We start from the raw sequence: 14,907 nt of genomic DNA on the forward strand, positions 1-14,907 counted from the left end.
CGCCGGCGCGGACGTCGTCAACGTCATGACGCGCTCGGATACACCGGTGTTCGACGGCCGCCTGCTCGAGCCCGGACAACACGTCAACGCCGCCGGCGGCAACGCGCTAGATCGGCGGGAAGTCGATCTCGAGACGGTCAGGCGTGCACGCGTGGTGGTCGATTCGCGCGAAGTGGCCCGTGGCGAATGCGGCGATTTGCTGCCCGCGATCGAGCAGGGGCTGCTCTACTGGGAACAGGTTCCGGACCTCGGCGAGGTGCTGATCGGACAGCGCCCCGGGCGCACGTCGGATGCCGACATCACACTGTTCGAATCGCACGGCATGGCGCTGCAGGATATCTATACCGGACGCCACGTCCTGGAGGTGGCGCGCGCCCAAAACATCGGCGTCGATCTGCCGATCGGAGGTTGATCAGGTCAGGCAGCCCGTCATTGCGGCGCAGGCGACGCGCAAGCGCAATCCAGGCTGTATTTCCCCTGAGCTCCCGATTTCTCGGCAGCGACGATTACCGGGCCGAGACCCTCAAGGCCCTCGATCCACCCAGCCGCGATCGATCCGCTGCAGCAGCGGACGAGGCGCCTCGGTCGGCGCCGGATCGCCCGAGCCCTGTTGCAGGCGGTTGGTTGCGCAATAGACCCCGTCGGCGATGATGAGCCCGAGCACGAGCGCAAGTGCAAGCCCGCTGCCGCCGCTGACGCTCAGGCCGGCGTGAGCGCCTCCCGCTGGCGGTGGTGGCGGAGCGCCGTGGGCGGGAAAGCCGCTGCGAATCGCGACCGATCCGCCCCCGCATCCCGACAGAGCGAAGACGGTGCTCACCAGCAAGGCGGCGATCGGCAATCCGCGGCGCATGGCCTCTGCCAGCCGAACACTCAGTCTTCGAACGGTGGATTGCCGGGCGGCATGATCGCGTGCGCGTTGAGCGTCATCGCGATCATCGAGTACCACTCGTAATGGCAGCGAAGCCCGCGCGCGGTGACGATGATCGCCAGCTCGGAAAGCTTGCGCCCCAGCGTGGTGTCGTAGCGGATCAGCTCGCCCAGGTGCTGGATGCGATTGGCCAGCTCCGGCACGAGCAGCAGTGCGAGAAAGGGACCACGGACGCCGCCGCGCGGCCCGGCCGCAATGACATCATAGACTTGGCGTTGCTCGGCAGTGAGCTTCGACGTTTCGACGGGTTGCAGTCGCGCCATGACACACCTCGATCGAGGGAAAGTTCAGTCCTGCTTGATCGCGTTGTCGCCCGAGCGCCAGCGCCGCCACGCCCATTGCTGGTCTTCCAGTATTTGCGGGTCTTCCAGCATCTTGCGCACCAATGCGGTCACTTCGGACTCGTAGAGCTTGGAATCCCGCTTGGCTTCCCAGCGCTTCCCGGCCGCAAAGACGGGGGACTTTTTGGCGTGCTTATCGTTCATGAAAATTCCATGGTGGCTTGCTGCATGGTGGCTTGCTGGCGTGTGCGATCGGGCTGCCGGCACGGCTCCGCTTGCATGAGGGTAGGTGATTATAGCGCCCGTTCTTGCGCCGCCGGCTGCCGCAGGCGGGTGCCACAACGCCGGATCAGAACCGCTTCGAGCCCAGGAACGCGCCGCCGAGCAGAATGAAACTGTTGACCCAGAACACCGGGCCCATGCCGAACACCGACCCGGCCGCGCCGAACAGCAGCGGCACGAACATGTGGGTCAGGTTGTTCGCCATCTGCCGGATGCCGTTCGCTTCCCCCGCGCGACCGGCCGGCGAACGGTTGTAGGTGATCATCATGGTGAGCGGCTGGCCGCAGCCCAGCCCCAGCCCCATCACGAAGGCGGCGAGCATGAGAAACGCTACGTTCTCGAACAGCGGGACCGATGCGAACGCACCGGCGCCGAGCGCCATCGCCCACCCCAGCGTGCGCGGTTCGCCGAAGCGCCGGGTGAGCTTCGGAATGAAGACCCGCACTGCCAGGGTCGCGGCCCCGAAGGTGCTGATGACCACGCCGATCATCGTCGCCGACAGGCCGATGCGGGTGCCGTAGATGGGCATGAAGAACGTGAACAAATCCCAGCCCGTGACGCAGGCGCCGCTGGCAACGAAGATCGCGAGCAATCCGCGATTGCGCAGAAGGTCGAGCACGCTGCGCTTGCCGCCCACCTCGCCCCCGGAGCGCGCCATCGGAATGCGCCGCTTCGACGAAAGAATAGCGGCGGGAAGGAGCAGGATGGCGCTCAGGATGGCATAGGCCCAGACCGACCCCGCGTGATCGACCGAGAAGCCCACCACCAGCGGGCCGGTGAGGCTCGCGATGGAGTAGCCCATCGAGAGGGTGCTGAAATTGAACGAGCGCCGCTCGGGCGGGCTCATCGCGCCTGCGAGCGCCTGCGCCGCCACGTTGAAGAAGGCAAAGCTCCCGCCCACGATCGCGGCCGAAAGAAACAGCGCCGGCAACCCGCGCCACAGCGCCGGGATCATGAGCCCCACCATCAGTCCCAGCGCCCCGTAGAACATCGGCACGCGGTGACCGATCCGATCGGCCATGCGCCCGGCCTTCACCGAGACGAACATCGGCGCGAGCGCGTACACCGAGATCAGCAGACCGATCACCAGCGGCGTGCCGCCGAGGGTGAGCGCATACAGCGAAAGCAGGATCCGGCTGCCGCCGAAGCTCACGTGAACCAGTACGACGATCGCCGTGAGCAGATAGATCGGGTCGAGCGGCGGGCGGGCTTTCAAGCGGATTGGGGCACCGTGCTGCGGAACGAAGGACGCGCCTCGAGGCGTTCGGCGTAGGAGGCAAGCTGCGCACGGGGGCTACGCCAATCGACCGAGGGCAGCACCTGGTCGAGGTAGCAGAGCGCATAACCGGCGCAGATATCGGCGAGCCCGAAGACATCGCCATGGAGCCAGTTTCGGCCTGCGATGCAGTCGGCATACGCGTCCAGTGTACGCTGCAGCTTGTCGTGCTGGCGGGGCATCCATGCCGCACGCCTTTCCGGGTCGGTCATGGGGCCGAGGTCGTGCGACACGGTCACGGCCACCTCCGCCAACCCGTCACCCAGCGCCTCGAAGCGCTTGACCGCGATCCGGCCCGCGAAGTCCTGCGGCACCAGCCGCGGCTCGGGCTTCAGACCCTCCAGGTATTCGCCGATGACGGCGGAATCATAGATCGTGTCGCCGTCGTCGAGCAGCAGCACCGGGATCTTGCCCAGGGGATTCAATTGCGCAACGCGCGAGCCCGGCAGGCTCGGCCGGTCGACCACGTATTCGACCTCGATGCCCTTCTCCGCGGCGATCACCCGCACCTTGCGCACGAACGGACTTCCCGGCGAACCGAGAATTTTCATCGTTCACTCCTTGTTCTGTTCGCAACACAAACGCGGCGCCTGCCGCGCGGCTTGCGCGCGTGGCCCGCACATGACACGAAGTGTTCAGACCGCGCGCAGGCTGGGCGTATCCGAGCGCGGCGGTTCGTTGCTGCGCGTGCTCAGGCTCTGCAGGAATTCCACCAGGGCGCTCTTCGGGTCCGTCCGATCGGAGCTGATCATGCTGATGCCCCACTGGTCGAGCACCGCCTCCTGCACGGGGTTGGGCTTGGGCACGAAGATGTACGAGCGCGGCCGCACCGAGTACTTGCCGTGCGTCTTCCACAGCTTGTCGAGCTTGTAGAACAGATAGCGCAGGCTCACGTCCGAGAGCGAGTAGCCGATGAAGAGCACCGAGCGCGCCAGCACATCGGAGCGCAGCTTGATGTCGAGCGGCGACTCGAACTCCAGCCGCTCGAAGTAGCTCGACTCATCCAGCACGAGCGAACGGTCGTCGTCGAAATCGCCGTGGAACTTCACGATCTGGGTCACGCCTTCGCGGATGCGCACGAGGTCGGTGACGTTGGTGATCTTGGTGTAGGGCCGCTTGTAGTGATCGAAGGCGATTTCGAGCCAGCGGTCGTAGTTGGTGGTGTAGATGATCGGGAAATCGGTTTCGACGATCAGCCGGTGCACTTCGGAGGCGCTGATGTCGACGGTATCGGAGTGCCAGGTCCGGTCCATCCAGCTGCGCAACCCGCCGAGGCTCCCGGTCTTGATCTTGTAGTACTCGGCGAGCGCCAGGTAGTCGCCGAGCGTGTTGTAGTGCTCCGGTTCGAAGCCGAGGTCCTCGGCCATCTTGCCGATCAAGCCCTTCCACGACAGCAGCCCCAGGTTCATCGATACTCCGGCGCCGACGAACAGGACCACGTTGCGGTGCTTGATCGACGCCAGGAGGTTTTCCATGATGGGTACCAGAGTCTCCACGAATCCAACCAGGTAGCGGCGCAACTCGCTTCTGTGCAAGCACGCCACGCGCCAGGCCGGATGCGATACCGCGATGGTCGGGACGGCGAGATTCGAACTCGCGACCTCGTGCGCCCAAGGCACGCGCGCTACCAGGCTGCGCTACGCCCCGACTCGAATCCTGCAACGGCGATGTTTCGCCGGCAGCCGCCAACCAATTTCGCCGGCAGCCGCCAACCAATTTCGCCGGCAGCCGCCAACCAACTCGGGCAGGCTGCTTACCTGCTTGGAGTTTACCAGACCGATAAAGTCTCCCGCAGGCGAGCCGAGGCGCCGCTGCGCTGGCACCCTCGAAGCGGCGCTGGTGCCGGATGTCTGGATCGAACAGACGACCTACCGCTTACAAGGCGGTTGCTCTACCACTGAGCTAATCCGGCGCACGAAAGCGGCTATTTCACGACCTGCAGGTGCGATTTGCGCCCGTTCGAGCCGCCCGCGGCGGGTGCGGTGGTGGGTGGCGTGGGGCTGGATGTGGCGGCGGCGGTGGGCTCGCGCGCCGGCTCGGCGGCCGCCGGTTCGGGCAGCTGCGCCTGGAAGAACATGCCTTCGCCGTTCTCGCGGGCGAAGATGCCGCGCACGGCCGACATCGGCACCGAGCACTCGCGCGACACGCCGCCGAAGCGGGCGGCGAACTGGACGAGATCGTTGCCGAGCGTGAGCTTGTGGGTGGCGTCGGCGCTGATATTGAGGATAATTTCGCCGTTCTTGACGAATTCGAAGGGAACCCGGGTGTTCTCGTCCACTTGCACCGCGAGGTAGGCCGTATACCCGTTGTCGGTGCACCATTCCCAGATGGCACGCACCAGGTAGGGTTTGGTCGCTTTGCTGATCACTTTCGCATCACCTTTTCCGACGGCGTCAGCGACTCGATGAACGCCGGCCGGCTGAACAGGCGCTCAGAATACTTCATCAAGGGCGCGGCTTGCTTCGGCATCTGGATATCGTAGTAGTCGAGCCGCCACAACAGCGGCGCGATCGCCACGTCCAGCATGGAGAACTCGTCGCCCAGCATGTGTTTCTGCTTGGTGAACACCGGCGCGATCTGCGACAGATTGTCGCGGATGATCGAACGCGCCTTCTCGGCTGCCTTCTGGCTGCCTTTCTCGATCGCTTCCAGATGCGCGAACAATTCCTTCTCGAAGCGGAACAGGAACAGGCGCGCGCGCGCGCGCATCACCGGATCGGCCGGCATCAGCTGCGGATGCGGAAAGCGGTCGTCGATGTACTCGTTGATGATGTTCGACTCGTACAGGATGAGATCCCGTTCCACCAGCACCGGGACCTGGTTGTACGGGTTCATCACCGCCAGGTCCTCCGGCTTGTTGTACATGTCGACGTCGATGATCTGGAAATCCATACCCTTCTCGTACAGCACGTTGCGGCAGCGCTGCGAAAAGGGATCGGTCGTTCCGGAGTAAAGGGTCATCATGATTATCGATTCCCAAGCCCTTCAGTGCACGCCCTTCCAGTAGGCCTGCTTGAGCAACCAGCTCACGGCGATGAATACCGACAGGACCAGCAGCACGGCGATCCCGATCTGCACACGCGACATTCCCGCAGGCTCGCCCATGTACACGAGATAGTTCACCAGGTCGCCGACCAGCTGGTCGTACTGCACCGGCGTCATGCGCCCCGGGGTCTGCAGAACCAGCCGGGGCGTGTGCGTTGCGTGGCCGTGCGCATCCTTGCCTTCCTCCATCTTCAGGACCTGCACGCCCTGAAGATGCATCAGAACGTGCGGCATGGCCACGCTCGGGAAGATGAGATTGTTCCAGCCGGTCGGGCGTGCGGGATCGCGGTAGAAGTCGCGCAGGTACGTGTACAGCCAGTCGGCCCCGCGCGAGCGGCCGACCACCGTGAGATCCGGTGGCGCCACGCCGAACCACTGCGCGGCATCTTGGCTCCGCATCGCCACCGTCATCGTTTCGCCGACCTTGTCGGCGGCGAACATCAGGTTGTCGCGAATCTGCTGTTCGGACAGCCCCAGGTCGCTCAGCCGGTTGTAGCGCATGTAGTTGGCACTATGGCAGTTCAGGCAGTAGTTGACGAACACCTTCGCACCGCGCTGCAGCGACGGCAGGTTGTGCAGGTCGACCGGCGCCCGGTCCAGGTTCAGGCCCGCGGAACTCGCCAGCGCCAGCGCCGGCGCAAGCAGCAACAAGGCAACGAGCTTCTTCATCTCAGGCGCTAACCCTTTCCGGCTCGGGTTGACACTTGTCCCGGCGCGAATACCAGGGCATCAGCAGGAAGAACAGGAAGTAGACGACGGTGCCGATACGGGCGACCCAGGTGGCCACGTCCTTGGTGTCGAGGAAGAAGGCATCGAACGGGAACTGGCCCCATACGGTGGTCGGCGTGGTACCGAGGTAGCCGAGGATGAAGAAGGTGATCACGAAAGCCGCGAGCCAGCCCTTGAACAGCCCGCCCTTGTAGCGGATCGATTTCACCGGACTGCGGTCGAGCCAGGGCAGGAAGAACAGCAGCAGCACCGCCGCGCCCATCGCCGCCACGCCGGGGAACTGCGAATTGAACAATGGCGGCACCGCGCGCAGGACCGAGTAATACGGCGTGAAGTACCAGACGGGCGCGATGTGCTCGGGCGTCTGCAGCGGGTTGGCCGGGATGAAGTTGTTGTATTCGAGGAAGTAGCCGCCCATCGCCGGGGCGAAGAACATGATGGCGGCGAACACCGCCAGGAACACCGCCGTCCCGAACGTATCCTTCACCGAGTAGTAAGGATGGAACGGGATGCCGTCGACCGGGTGGCCGCTGGCCGGGTCGATGTTCTTCTTGATCTCGATCCCGTCCGGATTGCTCGAGCCGACCTCGTGCAGGGCGAGAATGTGCATCACCACCAGCAGGATCAGCGCAAGCGGCACCGCGATCACGTGCAGCGCGAAGAAGCGGTTGAGCGTTGCGTCCGAGATCACGTAATCGCCGCGGATCCACAGCGCCAGGTCCTCGCCGAAAAACGGCACGGCGCCGAACAGGTTCACGATCACCTGCGCGCCCCAATAGGACATCTGGCCCCAGGGCAGCAGGTAGCCGAAGAACGCCTCTGCCATGAGCGCAAGGTAGATGAGCACCCCGAAAATCCACAACAGCTCGCGCGGCTTGCGATACGAGCCGTACATGAGGCCGCGGAACATGTGCAGGTATACGACGATGAAGAACATCGACGCGCCCGTGGAGTGCATGTAGCGGATGAACCAGCCGCCCGGCACGTCGCGCATGATGTACTCGACCGAGGCGAACGCCTGCGTCGCGTCGGGCTTGTAGCTCATGGTGAGGAAGATGCCGGTGACGATCTGGATCACCAGCACCAGCAGCGCGAGCGAGCCGAAGTAGTACCAGAAGTTGAAGTTCTTCGGCGCGTAGTACTCGGAGACGTGCTCCTTCCACATCGAGACCAGCGGAAAGCGCGCATCGACCCAGGTGAGGAGCCCGTTGAAGGGGCCTGCGCCGGTGACCGGTTGCTTGATGGCAGCCATCGCCTACGCCCCTTTCTTGTCTTCGCCGATCACGATCTTCGAGTCGGCGAGATACATGTAACGGGGCACCTCCAGGTTGATCGGCGCGGGAGCGCCCTTGTAGACGCGGCCGGCGAAGTCGAACTTCGAACCGTGGCACGGGCAGTAGAAACCACCCACCCAGTCCGCGCCCATGTCCGGGGACATTTCCTTGGGCTTGAACTGCGGCGAGCAGCCGAGATGCGTGCATACGCCCACGAGCACCAGTACCTCGGGTTTGATGGAACGGGCTTCGTTCTTGGCGTAGTCGGGCTGCTGATCGACTTCGAGCTTCGGGTCGGTCACCCGATCGTCCGACTTTTCGATCGAGGTGAGCATCTCCGGGGTGCGACGCAGAACCCAGACCGGCTTGCCGCGCCACTCCACCCGCATCATCTCGCCCGGTCCGAGATGGCTGATGTCGACCTCGACCGGCGCGCCCATCGCCTTGGCGCGCTCGGAGGGCATCATGCTGGCGGCAAACGGCACCGCCGCACCCACCGCCGTCACGCCGCCCACCACCGAGGTCGCCACCAAGAAACCGCGCTTGCTTTTATCCAGCTCTTTCTCGCTCATGCTTTGCTCGCGTTCCCCGGCCACAACCCAAAAGCGAAGGATTTTACCCGATGACTCGGAAAAACTTAACAGTTTCGAACATTAGCGCCGGGTTTTCAGGGGCTTGTGCCTGATCGCAGGGCCGCGCAATCCCTGCCGCAGCGCTACGCGCAACCGCGCCGGCCACCTCCCACGCAGCCGAACGCGCGCTGAGCGGCAATAGCCGCCGAGCCTAAATGTCCGGCGGGTGGCCACCGAGCCCAGACACCAGGCTGCGAGCATTCCGCCACGATCTCGCCATGATGTCGGGTTAGTGTCCTCGAGTCCGAAATTCGACGCACAAAAGATGGACACCAGCGTCGGCATATCCGACCGGTATAATCCCGTTTCGCCCCGACTTATTTGCCATGCGCCGCCTCTGGCTCATCTTCTCCCAGACAGCAACGGTGTGCCTAGCCGTGCTGTTCGTGGTCTCGACCTTGCGACCCGACCTGCTCGGCTCACCGCGCAGCGAGGTCGTCACGGTGCACGAGCCCGTGACCCATGCCGAGCCGATACCGGCGACGACCCGGGAACAGCCCGCGCGGGTCCTGCCGGCAGTGTCGCTGCGTGAAGCGGCCGCCCGCGCCACCCCTTCGGTGGTCAACATCTTCACCAGCAAGGAAACCAAGGTCGCGCGCATCGCGCCCACCAACGATCCGCTGTTTCGCCGCTTCTTCGGCAACCTGTTCGGCGAATCGGTGCAGAAGGCATCGAGCCTGGGTTCGGGTGTGATCGTATCCGCCGACGGCTACATCCTGACAGCGAATCATGTGGTGGAAGGCGCCGACGAGATCGAGCTGGCCCTGATGGACGGACGCAAGGTCGCCGCGCGCATCGTGGGCGTGGATCCCGAGACCGATCTTGCCGTGCTGAAAGCCGAACAGAAGGGGCTGCCCGCCATCACCTTCGCGCCCGCCGACAAGGCGCGCGTCGGCGACGTCGTGCTCGCCATCGGCAATCCGTTCGGCGTCGGGCAGACCGTCACATCCGGAATCGTGAGCGCTCTCGGACGCTCCCAGATCGGCATCAACACCTACGAGAACTTCATCCAGACCGATGCGGCGATCAACCCGGGCAATTCAGGCGGCGCGCTGGTCGACGGCAACGGGCAGCTGATCGGCGTCAACACGGCCATCTTCTCGCGCAGCGGCGGCAATCTCGGGATCGGCTTCGCCATTCCCGTCTCCGTCGCCCACAGCGTGATGAACAGCATCATTGCGACCGGAATGGTGACGCGCGGCTGGATGGGGATCGAACTGCAGAACGTCGCACAAGCTGCCGAAGCCAACGTGCCCGCGGGCGTGCGCGGCGTGCGCGTGGCGAACGTGATGCCGGCGAGCCCGGCCGCACAAGCCGGAATCCGGTCCGGCGACTTGCTGACGGCCATCGAAGGCAAACCGGTGGTCGATACCACCAGCCTCCTGAACACCGTCGCCGCGCTGAAGCCCGGCTCGCAAGCCGCACTCACGCTGCGGCGCGAGCGCTCGGAGCTGAAGGTGAAGGTGACCGTGGGCCGCCGCCCTACACCGGCAGCAGTACCATAGCGGCAACGAAACCCGTACTCCTCGCGCCTGGTCGGGCCGGCCGGGCGTTCACACCGGTCATCGTCACCGGGCGCACGCCCCACCGGAGGGCGCTGACATGGCCTCGCCCGCCGCCTGCGCCGTCACGAAGCGGTTATTTCACCTCGGCGGCGGCCTCGGCATCCGGCGCGGGCGTCACCAGTCGGGCCACCCAGATACCCACCTCGTAGAGCAGGCACAGCGGTAGCGCGAGCAGCAGCTGCGAAATAACGTCGGGAGGCGTGAAGACGGCGCCGATCACGAACGCGCCCACGATCACGTACGCGCGCGCCTGCTTCAGCTTCTCCACGGTCACCAGGCCCATTCGCACCAGCAGCACGACAGCCACCGGCGTTTCGAACGTCGCCCCGAAAGCGAGAAACATCGTCAGCACGAAGCTGAAATATTTCTCGATGTCCGTCATCCAAGCCACGCCTTCCGGGGCGATGGCCGCCATGAAGCGGAATATGGATGGAAACACGACGAAGTACGCGAACGCCATGCCGATGAAGAACAGCAACGAGCTGGTGACGATCAACGGCACGGCGAGCCGCTTCTCGTGCGAATAGAGGCCCGGGGCGACGAACGCCCACACCTGATGGAGCACGTAGGGCAGCGCGATCAGGAAGGCGACCAGCAGCGTGACTTTCACCGGCACGAGGAACACGCCGACCACGTCGGTGGCGATCATGCTGCCGCCGGTCGGGAGCGCGGCGAGCAGCGGTCTTGCCAGCAGCGAATAGATGTCGGAGGCCCAATAGGCCAGGCACAGGAACACCAGCAGTACCGCGCCGATGATGCGCAGCAACCGGTCGCGCAGCTCGACCAGGTGGGAGATGAAGGTATCTTCGGCGCCGTCGCTCATATCGCTTGGCGGGCCGAATCAGGCGCTCTTGGGCGCCTCGGCCGGCATCCCGGGCCGGGCCGCAGCGGGCGTTTCAGGTGCGGTGTCGGGGTTCGGCGTGGTATCGGGCTTCGGTGCGATGTCGCGCTCGGGCGCGGTATCCGGCGCGGCGTCGGGCTTCGACGCCGGAGTGTGCAGAAGCGCTGCCGCCGCCGGCTGCATATCCTCCGACCTGGCGTCTTCGGACTGGCGCTGGGTCGAGGGCTCGACCAGTTCCTTCAGCTCGCGCATTTCCTGGTCGACCTGGTCGAGCTCGCGGCTCATCGACTGCTCGATCTCGCGCGCCGAATCCTGCACGCTTTCACGCAGTTTTTTCAGCTCGTCGAGCTCGATCTCGCGCTGGATGTCGGACTTGACGTCGTTGACGTAGCGCTGCATGCGGCCGAACAAATGACCGGCGGTGCGCGCCACCCCCGGCAGCCGCTCGGGCCCGATCACGATCAAGGCGACCACGCCGATCACCACCATTTCGAACAAGCTGATATCGAACATCTGCGGTGGCTCGTGGGCGACCGTGCCGGCCGCGGCAGTGCGGCCGCCGCATCGGCAGACAGCGGCCGGCCCTTCAGGCGCGGGTCTTTTCCTTGACCTCGCCTTCGATGGTCTGGCCCGCGGAAGGTGGAATCTCGGCCTTGGACGCGGACGGCTTGTCCTCTTCGGTCTTCATGCCGTCCTTGAACCCGCGCACGGCGCCGCCCAGGTCCGAACCGAGGTTGCGCAGCTTCTTGGTGCCGAAGATCAGCACGACCACCAGCAGAACGATGAGCCAGTGCCAGATACTGAATGAACCCATGATCGACTCCTTATCGAGCATTCGGAAAGTGGCCATATGGCCGCTTTCCGCTGTGCGCTCCCCTCTCCCCTCGGGAGAGGGGAGAGGGGTGAGGGAGCGAGCGCGAATACATTGATCGAAAGCTCGCTAGACCCGGACCAGCATCGGCGGCAGAACCGCCGGCCCGCCGAGCACGTGAACGTGCAGGTGCATGACGTCCTGGCGGCCGATTCGGCCCGTGTTGACGATGGTGCGAAAGCCCTCGCTGCAGCCTTCCTGCCGGGCCAGCCGAGGCGCGAGCACCATGATGTGTCCCATCACCGCCTCGTGACTTTCCTCCAGGTGCGCCATCGAGTCCACGTGCTCCCTGGGAATGAGCATGAAGTGTACCGGCGCGACCGGATTGATGTCGTGAAAGGCGTAGACGAGATCGTCCTCGTAGACCTTGCGGCTCGGGATCTCGCCGCGCACGATCTTGCAGAAGAGGCAGTTTTCCATCGTTTCCGTGCCGGTGGGTCCGAAACCGCGGTGGCGCTCGCCGGCTCAGCGCTCGCGGCTCGCCTTCTCGTCGATGCCCGAGATGCCTTCACGGCGCCTGAGCTCCGCCAGCACGTCCTCCGGCGTCAAGCCATGCCAGGTCAGCAGGACGAGCGTGTGGAACCACAAATCCGCTACCTCGCGTACCAGGCCCAGTTTATCACCCTGCTTCGAGGCGAGCAGGCATTCCCCGGCTTCCTCGATCACCTTGCGCAGGATGGCGTCCTCGCCGCGACCGAACAAGCCCGCGACATACGAGGTTGCCGGATCGGCGGAGCGGCGCTCCCCGAGCGTCTGCCCCAGGCGTTCGAGTATTCCGGGATCGATCACTCGCTTTTCGCTCCTGCCGTGCCCGCTGTGCCGGTGCTCGCAGCCGGTGCTGCGGCGTGGCCGGCGTAGATCGTCCCGGGATCTTTCAGCACCGGATCGGTTACGACCCACTGGCCGTCCTGCAGGCGGCGAAAAAAGCAGTTCGCGCGCCCGGTATGGCAGGCGATGCCGCCGATCTGCTCGACTTCCAGCAGGATCACGTCCTCGTCGCAGTCGAGGCGGATGGAACGCACCTTCTGCACGTGGCCCGATTCCTCGCCCTTGCGCCACAGGCGCTTGCGCGAGCGCGACCAGTACACCGCGTTGCCGCTCTCGGCGGTCTCCTGCAACGCTTCCCGGTTCATCCAGGCCACCATCAACACGCGTCCGCTGCCCGCTTCCTGCGCAATGGCCGGCACCAGGCCATCCTGCGACCACTTGATCTCGCTCAGCCACTGCTGCGTCATGGATGTTCTTCCGTCACACCGGCGCCTTGGCGCCGTACTTAGCTTGCGCCTTGGCGCCGTACTTAGCTTGCGCCTTGGCGCCGTACTTATCGAGCGTTCCCTATTTCATGTCACGCTCGTCCCTCACTTGCAGTGCGCGCATCGGCATGCAGGCCGATGCCGTTCGGCCGGCGCGGACCATGGTCCGCGAATTCCCGGCCTCACCCCCCAACCCCTCTCCCGGGGGGAGAGGGGAGCGTCGCGTCCGTATTGGACTGTCGTCCAATACGGAACGATCAATAGCTTGCGGTCGGGGCCGGACCTCGATCCCTCACCACGATCCCTTGGGCCGCCATGTGCGCCTTCACGGCATCGACCGTGAGCTCACCGTAGTGAAAGACGCTCGCCGCCAGCACCGCGTCGGCATGGCCTTCGAGCACGCCCGCGGCGAAATGATCGATCGAGCCGACGCCGCCGCTCGCCACGATCGGAATTTCGAGCGCGTCGGAGAACGCGCGCGTGAGCGCGAGATCGAAGCCCAGCCGCGTGCCGTCGCGATCCATGCTGGTGAGGAGAATTTCGCCTGCGCCCGCCGCCTGCATGCGCCGGCCCCATTCTAGCGCGTCCAACCCGGTCGCCCGCCGCCCGCCGTGCGTGAATACCTCCCAGCGCAGCGGGCTCGAATCCGGCACCCGCTTGGCATCGACCGCCACCACGATGCACTGGGAGCCGAAGCGCGCGCAGGCATCGAGCACGAGCTGCGGATCCTGTACCGCGGAGGTATTGATGCTCACCTTGTCGGCGCCGGCGTTGAGCAGCCGGCGCACGTCCTCGACGCTGCGAACCCCGCCGCCGACCGTGAGCGGAATGAACACCTGGGCGGCCACGTCTTCGATCACCTTGAGGATGAGACCGCGTCCCTCGGAGCTCGCCGTGATGTCGAGGAACGTGAGCTCGTCCGCGCCCTCGGCGTCGTAGCGTCGTGCGATCTCGATCGGATCGCCGGCATCGCGCAGGCCGACGAAATTGACACCCTTGACGACGCGCCCACCGGTCACGTCGAGGCAGGGAATGATGCGCTTGGCGAGAGCCATGATGGGTGCTCGGCTGCCCCGCCGCGGCCGGCGCGCCGGGTGCGGCTGCTAGGCTCCGTCCCCCTGGGCCGCCGCGAGCGCCTGCGCGAAATCGAGCGTGCCCTGGTAGAGCGCCCGCCCGGTGATGGCGCCGACGATGCCTTCGGCTTCCACCGCGCGCAGGGCTTCGATGTCCTTCAGATCGGTGATGCCGCCGCTCGCGATCACCGGCACGCTCAGCTCGCGCGCCAGGCGCACCGTGGCTTCGATGTTGATGCCCGTGAGCATGCCGTCGCGGCCGATGTCGGTGTAGATGATCGCCTCGACGCCATAGTCCTCGAACTTCTTCGCCAGGTCGACCACCTCATGGCGCGTCATCTTGGACCAGCCTTCGACCGCAACCTTGCCGTCGCGCGCATCCAGCGCCACCATCACGTGCCCCGGGAAAGCCCCACATGCATCGTGCAGAAAGCCCGGCGTCTTCACCGCCGCGGTGCCGATGATCACGTAGGTCACGCCATCGTCGAGATAGCGCTCGATGATGTCCAGGTCGCGAATGCCCCCGCCCAGCTGCACCGGCATGTCGCCCGCGGCATCGACGATGCGGCGAATGACTGCTTCGTTTTTCGGCTTGCCGGCCTGGGCGCCGTTCAGGTCGACCACGTGCAGGCGCTTCGCGCCCTGATCGAGCCAATGCCTGGCCATGGCCGGCGGATCCTCGGAAAACACGGTCGCCTGATCCATGTCGCCTTGCTTCAAGCGAACGCACTTGCCGTCCTTCAGGTCGATTGCGGGAATGATCAGCATAACGGCTCGGTGAATGCGGATGACGATCTGCCGCACGCGTGAGGATGGTTGCGGGGGGGCCGGAAACCCATCGTGACTTTCGGTTCGAT

Annotated in this window: 21 protein-coding genes and 2 tRNA genes; 2 read left to right on the top strand and 21 right to left on the bottom strand. The window is 65.1% G+C overall.

Annotation, left to right across the window (positions count from 1 at the left end; translation table 11 throughout):
- On the top strand, nt 1-412 hold a 412-nt coding region (locus tag GEV05_16900), incomplete at its 5' end, for an ornithine cyclodeaminase family protein (GenBank protein ID MPZ45038.1).
- Between the two features lie 111 nt (nt 413-523).
- Here the strand turns inward: GEV05_16900 and GEV05_16905 are convergent.
- From GEV05_16905 to petA, 13 genes are all read right to left on the bottom strand, one after another.
- Complete coding sequence (locus tag GEV05_16905; protein ID MPZ45039.1) at nt 524-850, bottom strand: hypothetical protein; 327 nt, start codon at nt 848-850, stop codon at nt 524-526.
- A 20-nt stretch (nt 851-870) separates the two neighbouring features.
- Nucleotides 871-1,191 carry a hypothetical protein gene (locus GEV05_16910; GenBank protein MPZ45040.1) on the bottom strand — a complete coding sequence of 107 codons (321 nt, stop codon included), beginning with the start codon at nt 1,189-1,191 and terminating at the stop codon, nt 871-873.
- 24 nt (nt 1,192-1,215) lie between these two features.
- Complete coding sequence (locus GEV05_16915) at nt 1,216-1,413, bottom strand: hypothetical protein (GenBank protein MPZ45041.1); 198 nt, start codon at nt 1,411-1,413, stop codon at nt 1,216-1,218.
- A 145-nt stretch (nt 1,414-1,558) separates the two neighbouring features.
- The gene (locus tag GEV05_16920) at nt 1,559-2,713 is read right to left on the bottom strand and encodes an MFS transporter (protein ID MPZ45042.1); all 1,155 of its coding nucleotides are present in this window, start codon (nt 2,711-2,713) and stop codon (nt 1,559-1,561) included.
- Nucleotides 2,704-3,318, bottom strand: a complete 615-nt coding sequence (locus GEV05_16925; GenBank protein MPZ45043.1) for a glutathione S-transferase — start codon at nt 3,316-3,318, stop codon at nt 2,704-2,706. Before GEV05_16925 ends, GEV05_16920 begins: the two co-directional genes overlap by 10 nt.
- A gap of 84 nt (nt 3,319-3,402) precedes the next feature.
- Nucleotides 3,403-4,242, bottom strand: coding sequence for a Sir2 family NAD-dependent protein deacetylase (locus GEV05_16930; GenBank protein ID MPZ45044.1), 840 nt, complete (start codon nt 4,240-4,242; stop codon nt 3,403-3,405).
- A gap of 95 nt (nt 4,243-4,337) precedes the next feature.
- Nucleotides 4,338-4,414, bottom strand: a tRNA-Pro gene (locus GEV05_16935).
- 190 nt (nt 4,415-4,604) lie between these two features.
- Nucleotides 4,605-4,679: transfer RNA gene (locus GEV05_16940), tRNA-Thr, on the bottom strand.
- 12 nt (nt 4,680-4,691) lie between these two features.
- On the bottom strand, nt 4,692-5,135 hold the full coding sequence (locus GEV05_16945) for a ClpXP protease specificity-enhancing factor (protein ID MPZ45045.1): 444 nt from the start codon (nt 5,133-5,135) through the stop codon (nt 4,692-4,694).
- Complete coding sequence (locus GEV05_16950) at nt 5,132-5,731, bottom strand: glutathione S-transferase (protein MPZ45046.1); 600 nt, start codon at nt 5,729-5,731, stop codon at nt 5,132-5,134. The genes GEV05_16945 and GEV05_16950 overlap by 4 nt, the downstream gene beginning before the upstream one ends.
- 21 nt (nt 5,732-5,752) lie before the next feature.
- Nucleotides 5,753-6,481 (bottom strand): cytochrome c1, encoded by a 729-nt coding sequence (locus GEV05_16955; GenBank protein MPZ45047.1) that lies wholly within the window; start codon nt 6,479-6,481, stop codon nt 5,753-5,755.
- A gap of 1 nt (nt 6,482) precedes the next feature.
- Nucleotides 6,483-7,793, bottom strand: a complete 1,311-nt coding sequence (locus tag GEV05_16960; GenBank protein MPZ45048.1) for a cytochrome b — start codon at nt 7,791-7,793, stop codon at nt 6,483-6,485.
- Between the two features lie 3 nt (nt 7,794-7,796).
- Nucleotides 7,797-8,387, bottom strand: coding sequence for a ubiquinol-cytochrome c reductase iron-sulfur subunit (gene petA / locus GEV05_16965; GenBank protein ID MPZ45049.1), 591 nt, complete (start codon nt 8,385-8,387; stop codon nt 7,797-7,799).
- A 386-nt stretch (nt 8,388-8,773) separates the two neighbouring features.
- Between petA and GEV05_16970 the strand changes: the two genes are divergently transcribed.
- Complete coding sequence (locus tag GEV05_16970) at nt 8,774-9,952, top strand: trypsin-like serine protease (protein MPZ45050.1); 1,179 nt, start codon at nt 8,774-8,776, stop codon at nt 9,950-9,952.
- A gap of 133 nt (nt 9,953-10,085) precedes the next feature.
- On the opposite strand, the gene tatC is transcribed toward GEV05_16970, so the two are convergent.
- From tatC to hisA, 8 genes are all read right to left on the bottom strand, one after another.
- On the bottom strand, nt 10,086-10,835 hold the full coding sequence (tatC, locus tag GEV05_16975; GenBank protein ID MPZ45051.1) for a twin-arginine translocase subunit TatC: 750 nt from the start codon (nt 10,833-10,835) through the stop codon (nt 10,086-10,088).
- Between the two features lie 18 nt (nt 10,836-10,853).
- A complete protein-coding gene (tatB, locus tag GEV05_16980; protein ID MPZ45052.1) occupies nt 10,854-11,366 on the bottom strand; it encodes a Sec-independent protein translocase subunit TatB in 513 nt (170 codons plus the stop codon).
- 73 nt (nt 11,367-11,439) lie between these two features.
- Nucleotides 11,440-11,667: a Sec-independent protein translocase subunit TatA gene (tatA, locus tag GEV05_16985; protein ID MPZ45053.1), complete on the bottom strand. Its 228-nt coding sequence runs from the start codon at nt 11,665-11,667 to the stop codon at nt 11,440-11,442.
- 126 nt (nt 11,668-11,793) lie between these two features.
- The gene (locus tag GEV05_16990) at nt 11,794-12,144 is read right to left on the bottom strand and encodes an HIT domain-containing protein (GenBank protein ID MPZ45054.1); all 351 of its coding nucleotides are present in this window, start codon (nt 12,142-12,144) and stop codon (nt 11,794-11,796) included.
- Nucleotides 12,145-12,189: 45 nt separating this feature from the next.
- Nucleotides 12,190-12,510, bottom strand: a complete 321-nt coding sequence (locus tag GEV05_16995; protein ID MPZ45055.1) for a phosphoribosyl-ATP diphosphatase — start codon at nt 12,508-12,510, stop codon at nt 12,190-12,192.
- Nucleotides 12,510-12,959 (bottom strand): phosphoribosyl-AMP cyclohydrolase, encoded by a 450-nt coding sequence (gene hisI / locus GEV05_17000; protein MPZ45056.1) that lies wholly within the window; start codon nt 12,957-12,959, stop codon nt 12,510-12,512. Before hisI ends, GEV05_16995 begins: the two co-directional genes overlap by 1 nt.
- A 275-nt stretch (nt 12,960-13,234) precedes the next feature.
- Nucleotides 13,235-14,032 carry an imidazole glycerol phosphate synthase subunit HisF gene (gene hisF, locus GEV05_17005; protein ID MPZ45057.1) on the bottom strand — a complete coding sequence of 266 codons (798 nt, stop codon included), beginning with the start codon at nt 14,030-14,032 and terminating at the stop codon, nt 13,235-13,237.
- Between the two features lie 48 nt (nt 14,033-14,080).
- Nucleotides 14,081-14,818, bottom strand: a complete 738-nt coding sequence (hisA, locus tag GEV05_17010) for a 1-(5-phosphoribosyl)-5-[(5-phosphoribosylamino)methylideneamino]imidazole-4-carboxamide isomerase (protein ID MPZ45058.1) — start codon at nt 14,816-14,818, stop codon at nt 14,081-14,083.
- Nucleotides 14,819-14,907: the final 89 nt, after the last annotated feature.

The organism is Betaproteobacteria bacterium (genome assembly GCA_009377585.1).
Taxonomy (GTDB): domain Bacteria; phylum Pseudomonadota; class Gammaproteobacteria; order Burkholderiales; family WYBJ01; genus WYBJ01.